Source organism: Gloeocapsopsis crepidinum LEGE 06123, assembly GCF_015207655.1.
Taxonomy (GTDB): domain Bacteria; phylum Cyanobacteriota; class Cyanobacteriia; order Cyanobacteriales; family Chroococcidiopsidaceae; genus Gloeocapsopsis; species Gloeocapsopsis crepidinum.
The window spans coordinates 1-5,072 of record NZ_JADEWN010000124.1 but is presented as its reverse complement, the minus strand read 5'-3'; the positions used below and the strand labels follow the sequence as shown (position 1 = coordinate 5,072).

Genomic DNA, 5,072 nt, shown 5'->3' with positions numbered 1-5,072 from the left:
CTGGTGTCGGAGACTGAGCAAAGATTATGAGGTTTTACCTGCCACTTCTGAGGCGATGATTCAAGTTGCGATGATTCGTCTTATGTTGAGACGATTGGTATAGTCTTTGACTTTTCAGACATCCTCTAACAAATCATTGCACTGGAACTGAGCGTAGGTTATCTGTTGAGTTGCAAAGATTATCCCCGTCCGGTGAGTTCAACCGTTGTGCCAAGCGAGTTAATGGCAAAGGCAGTTCTTGAAGCTTGCTTACCAGCAGCGAGAGACAAGACCTTGATGAGAATCCGTCAAACTTGAATGTACAGTAATATATTCGTCTATCACCAGAGCAAGCAGTCGAAAATTGGAATTTACCATTGGCTGCTATTTGTGAAGTTATTCAATACTGCGAGAGTCATCAAGAGTTATTGAAATTGGAAGCAGGTGAAGAACGTTATCGGTTGGAAGTAAAAGTGGTTTCACTTGAGCCTACGAATGTTGCTTGATGAAGATTCTCAAGCGAAGTATTTAGTTGAACTTCTTCAAGCGGCAGGACATGATGTCGTTACACAGTCAATGCAATAGACTTGATGAATCGTCCAGACTCAGTTGTACTAGATGCTACTAGACAAGATCAGCGAGTGCTACTTACACGTAATTGTAATGACTTTCACGATTTGCATCAGACTAACTCAATGCATTCAGGAATTTTAGCAGTTTACCAAGATTCTGATCTAGCTAAGAATATGAGTTATGGGGAGATTGTGAAAGCAATCAAAAATTTAGAGACAGCAGAATATGTACTTCGGAATCGGTTTGTTGTTCTTAATCAATGGAGATATTAAAACAATGTACTCATTACGTTTTTGGCAAAATAATCAATGAAGCTATAATTCACATCATAAACTTAATTAGTCTAGTAACTGCATTTTACTTAATACTCTTCTTGCAGCATTAAAGAGTAGTAAACTAATAAATATGAGAACAAGAGGAATCAACCAAACTCCTACCCAACCTGTACCTCGTACAAAGGCATCGCGACTAAGTTCTATGTAATATCGAGCAGGCAAAATACTAGAAATCAATGAAAGTGGGAAAGGAATATTACTTAAAGGGTAAATGAAACCAGATAACAAAAGTGAGGTAAGAAAACCGATAGTAGCAACTCCTTGCACAGCTGCATTTTGATTACTAGCTCTAACTCCAATGAGTAAACCAAACAATACACTTGTCCATAAATAAAGTAAAGTTCCGAGAATAAAAACACTTGGTTCAACAGCAAAACTTAATTGAAATAATAATGAACCAAGACCAATAATTACAATTGCTTGAGCAATACCAATAATAAAATAAGCAAGTCCCTTTCCTAATAATAATTCGGCAGCACTGAGGCTAGAAGCATAAACTTGCAAAATTGTCCCGCGTTCTTTTTCGCGCACCATTGCGATCGCCGCCAACAATGACGGATAAATCCACAAAATTACTCCATAAACTCCAGGGACAATATATAATGATTCTTTGCGTCCTGGGTTAAACCACAGCCGAATTCTGGCGACTATATTAGGTTGTCTTTGTTGTAAGTCAGCAGTTTGTAAAAAAGCATTAGTGGTAGCTCTAAAAGAGTTCTGAATAATTCTTGCATTATTGGCATCAGTACCATCAATTAATACTTGTACGGTAGTAGGCTGATTTAAGTTAATTTGTGAGTCAAAATCAGGAGGAATGATTGCGCCCGCTTTGGCAGTTCCTCTTTCTAATGCAGCCATGACATTATTATCCCAGCGCATAAGCTGAAACTGATTTGTTGCCATTAATTGTTCAATATAACTGCGACTGAGAGGACTATTATTTAAGTCTTGAATGACAATTGGAATATTTGTTGCCTCTAAACGAATGGCAAAACCAAAGATAAACAAAGTTGCTAAAGGTAACAAAATTGCTAATGCAACCGTGAGGCGATCGCGTCGAAATTGTGCCAGCTCTTTAATACACTGTGTTAAAATCCGTTTCATTTAGAGACTTTTCCATGTAAACGCAAGGAATTTGGATGCCAGAAGGCAAGGTATGAAATGAGTGTTCAACAACTTGATAGCCATTTGCTTGATAAAAAGGTTGAGCCGTTGTTGATGATACAAGCTTGAGCTTTTTGATAGGTTGAAATATTGCTTCTTTTTCTACAGCATTTAGAAGTCGGGTACCTACTCCTCGACGAGTGTATTCAGGATGAACGTAGACAGCATATATCTCATCTTTAAATAAAGAAGAAAAGCCAGCAATTAATTCCTCAATTTCAGCAACAAATATTGTTTCACCTCTTTCGACTAGTGCTTTGCGAAAATTGTCAGGCTCAGATTTACCAACCCAGGCTTCAATTTGCTTAGGTGTATAATCCTTTGTACATAATGTGCGTACAGATACACGATGAACATTGCAAATAGCTTCAGCATCTTCTAACTTAGCTTTGCGCACTGTAATATTTTTCTGTGGTTTTTTATGCATAATTCTGAACACTAGCAGGCGATCGCTTCGTTACAATTAAGAATATTTAATACGGTTGTATTTTTGCTTATTGTCATAAAATTCTAATAAAACCCTATGCATTCTTTCAAATCTGATTACCAAACGCTGTACGAAACAGATTATTTGCAATGGATCGAGACGACTGTAAAAAAATTACGGAGTCAGAACTATGAAAATGTGGACTGGGAGAATTTGATCGAGGAGATTGAAGATATGGGGAGGAGTGAATGCAGAAGTTTAGAAAGTAATTTGATTGTAGTTTTGCTTCACTTACTCAAATGGCAATATCAACCTGAATACAGAAGTGGTAGTTGGGAAAGCAGTATCATTGAGCATCGCAGGCGAATTAAAAAATCACTCAAAGAATCTCCTAGCCTTAAGTCTTATTTTGAAAGCATCTTTGCTGAAGCTTATACAGAAGCAGTCAAGCAAGCAAAAGCAGAAACTGGTTTACCTCTAGAAACCTTTCCGATCGAATGTCTATATGAGTTGACAGAAGTAGTAAATGATGAATTTCTACCGGAGTAAGATTACTTGCTACTCTAACTTGCACGTTGCACAATACCGATAAATGCATCTTCTAGAGAAAAGGGAATCGGGCGAAGCGAGTGAATCTGCAATTTTTCCTTCTTTAAAGTTGAACGAAGTTGAGAAATTTCTTTTGGATGATCGAGAACAACGTGAAGTTTCTCGCCAAAAATTGATACACGCCAAGGTTCGAGTTGCGTTTTGAGTAAATTCGATGCAACTTGTGTATTATCAGTAATGACTTCTAAAAGTTGACCTGGTTGTTCAGCTTTGATTTGACTGGGTGAACCTTGCCTGACAACTTCACCAGCGACTAGAAAACCCATGCGGTTGCAGTGTTCGGCTTCTTCTAGATAGTGTGTTGTTACCAATATTGCAGTTCCGTTGCGGGCAAAATCTTCAATTAAGCGCCAAAATTGTCGCCTTGCCAGCGGATCGACGCCGGATGTGGGTTCATCAAGAAATAAGATCTCTGGTTCGTGCATTACCGAAGCCCCGAACGCAACTCGCTGCTTCCAACCACCAGGTAATTGCCCAGTTATCATATCTTCTTGACCTACCAAGCCACAAGTTTCTAACACCCAGTCGATGCGATCGCGTCGGAATCGCCGCGAAACTCCATACACTCCACAATAAAATTCCAAATTTTGCACAATGCTCAAGTCATCATACAGCGTAAACTTTTGGCTCATGTAACCAATACGCCGCCGCAGCTGATTGCTTCGTAAATTCTGCGTTTGTCCTGCTAGCGAAATCTTACCGCTACTTGGTTCTAGCAATCCACATAACATCTTAATTGTGGTTGTTTTACCCGCACCATTCGCCCCCAGTAATCCATAAATTTCCCCGTAGCGAATTTCTAAATTGACTCCCTTAACTGCTTGAAAGTTACCAAAAACTTTGCGTAGATCTCTCGCACCGATCGCCACTGATGAAGTAGAGACGGTATTCTTTCGCCCCACTTTGGGAAAGGGAATAAACGGCGGATCGGAACCTGCAGCGCGTAAGCGCGTGACAAAGACGTTTTCTAAGGTGGCTTCGCCAGTCTCAATCGTGTCTAACAGTATATTGTTTTGATTCAACAGCCTGCGGACTTGTGCTTCACCTTTTTGAACGTTCGGGACTAAAACATCGAGGCGATCGCCAAAACTTTGCACATCTGCGATCGCATTATAAGTTTGTTCAGGATGAATAACATCGATGCGTGGATCTGATTCTCCATTAATGGATAGTAAAATTTTCTCTGCGGCTTCGAGGACTTGCAAGTTCTCTGTACGCACTTCTAAACGTTCTAAGCCTAAATCATCTCGTAGTTGTTTGAGCGTCCCAATTTGCTGAATTTGCCCTTCATACATCAAAGCAATGCGATTGCAACGTTCTGCTTCATCAAGATAGGGTGTTGCTACAATAATTGTCACACCTTCATTTGCTAAAGTTGCAAGGACATCCCAAAATTCTCGTCGCGATACAGGATCGACACCTGTCGTTGGTTCATCTAAAAGTAAAATCTGCGGTTGAGACACTAATGCACAACAAAGCGCCAATTTCTGCTTCATTCCTCCCGAAAGTTGTCCTGCAAGGCGATCGCCAAAGCGTTCTAATCCCATCAATTTGAGATACTTATTCCGGCGTTGTTGCAATAAATCTGAAGGAATTTTACGTAAGCCTGCACTGTAGCTGAGATTTTCATCAATACTCAAATCGAGATAAAGCGAAAATTGCTGCGTTAAGTAACCAATATCTAACCTTGCATCGCGAGGAGGTAGCCCCAGTACTTGGACAGCACCTTCACTTGCTTCCATGACTCCAGCAAGAATATGAAACGTTGTCGTTTTTCCCGCGCCATCAGGTCCAATTAAACCAAAAATTTCTCCTTGGCGAACTGTAAAATCAATACCGCGAACTGCTACCAATTTGCCATAGCGTTTCTTTAGTCCTTCAACTTGAATGACTAATTCTGTCGTCGGATCTTGTGTAATTGTACTCGCTGTCATTAAATTAATGAAATCTTGCCATTTATACTAATCTTTCTCTCACCCCTCACC

General features: G+C 39.9%; 5 protein-coding genes and 1 pseudogene. 3 read left to right on the top strand and 3 right to left on the bottom strand.

Going from position 1 to position 5,072, the window contains the following annotated elements; all coding sequences use genetic code 11:
* Positions 1-103, top strand: a pseudogene (locus IQ230_RS25885) (IS5/IS1182 family transposase); the annotation flags it as partial.
* Positions 104-569: 466 nt separating this feature from the next.
* Positions 570-824 carry a DUF5615 family PIN-like protein gene (locus IQ230_RS25880; protein WP_265576265.1) on the top strand — a complete coding sequence of 85 codons (255 nt, stop codon included), beginning with the start codon at positions 570-572 and terminating at the stop codon, positions 822-824.
* 66 nt (positions 825-890) lie between these two features.
* On the opposite strand, the gene IQ230_RS25875 is transcribed toward IQ230_RS25880, so the two are convergent.
* Together IQ230_RS25875 and IQ230_RS25870 are read right to left on the bottom strand one after the other, a co-directional pair.
* On the bottom strand, positions 891-1,991 hold the full coding sequence (locus tag IQ230_RS25875) for an ABC transporter permease (protein WP_193935052.1): 1,101 nt from the start codon (positions 1,989-1,991) through the stop codon (positions 891-893).
* Positions 1,963-2,478, bottom strand: a complete 516-nt coding sequence (locus IQ230_RS25870; protein WP_193935051.1) for a GNAT family N-acetyltransferase — start codon at positions 2,476-2,478, stop codon at positions 1,963-1,965. Before IQ230_RS25870 ends, IQ230_RS25875 begins: the two co-directional genes overlap by 29 nt.
* Positions 2,479-2,574: 96 nt before the next feature.
* Here IQ230_RS25870 and IQ230_RS25865 point away from each other — a divergent pair, with 96 nt between their 5' ends.
* Positions 2,575-3,027, top strand: coding sequence for a DUF29 domain-containing protein (locus IQ230_RS25865; protein ID WP_193935050.1), 453 nt, complete (start codon positions 2,575-2,577; stop codon positions 3,025-3,027).
* Between the two features lie 14 nt (positions 3,028-3,041).
* On the opposite strand, the gene IQ230_RS25860 is transcribed toward IQ230_RS25865, so the two are convergent.
* A complete protein-coding gene (locus IQ230_RS25860) occupies positions 3,042-5,021 on the bottom strand; it encodes an ATP-binding cassette domain-containing protein (RefSeq protein WP_193935049.1) in 1,980 nt (659 codons plus the stop codon).
* Between the last annotated feature and the right edge of the window lie 51 nt (positions 5,022-5,072).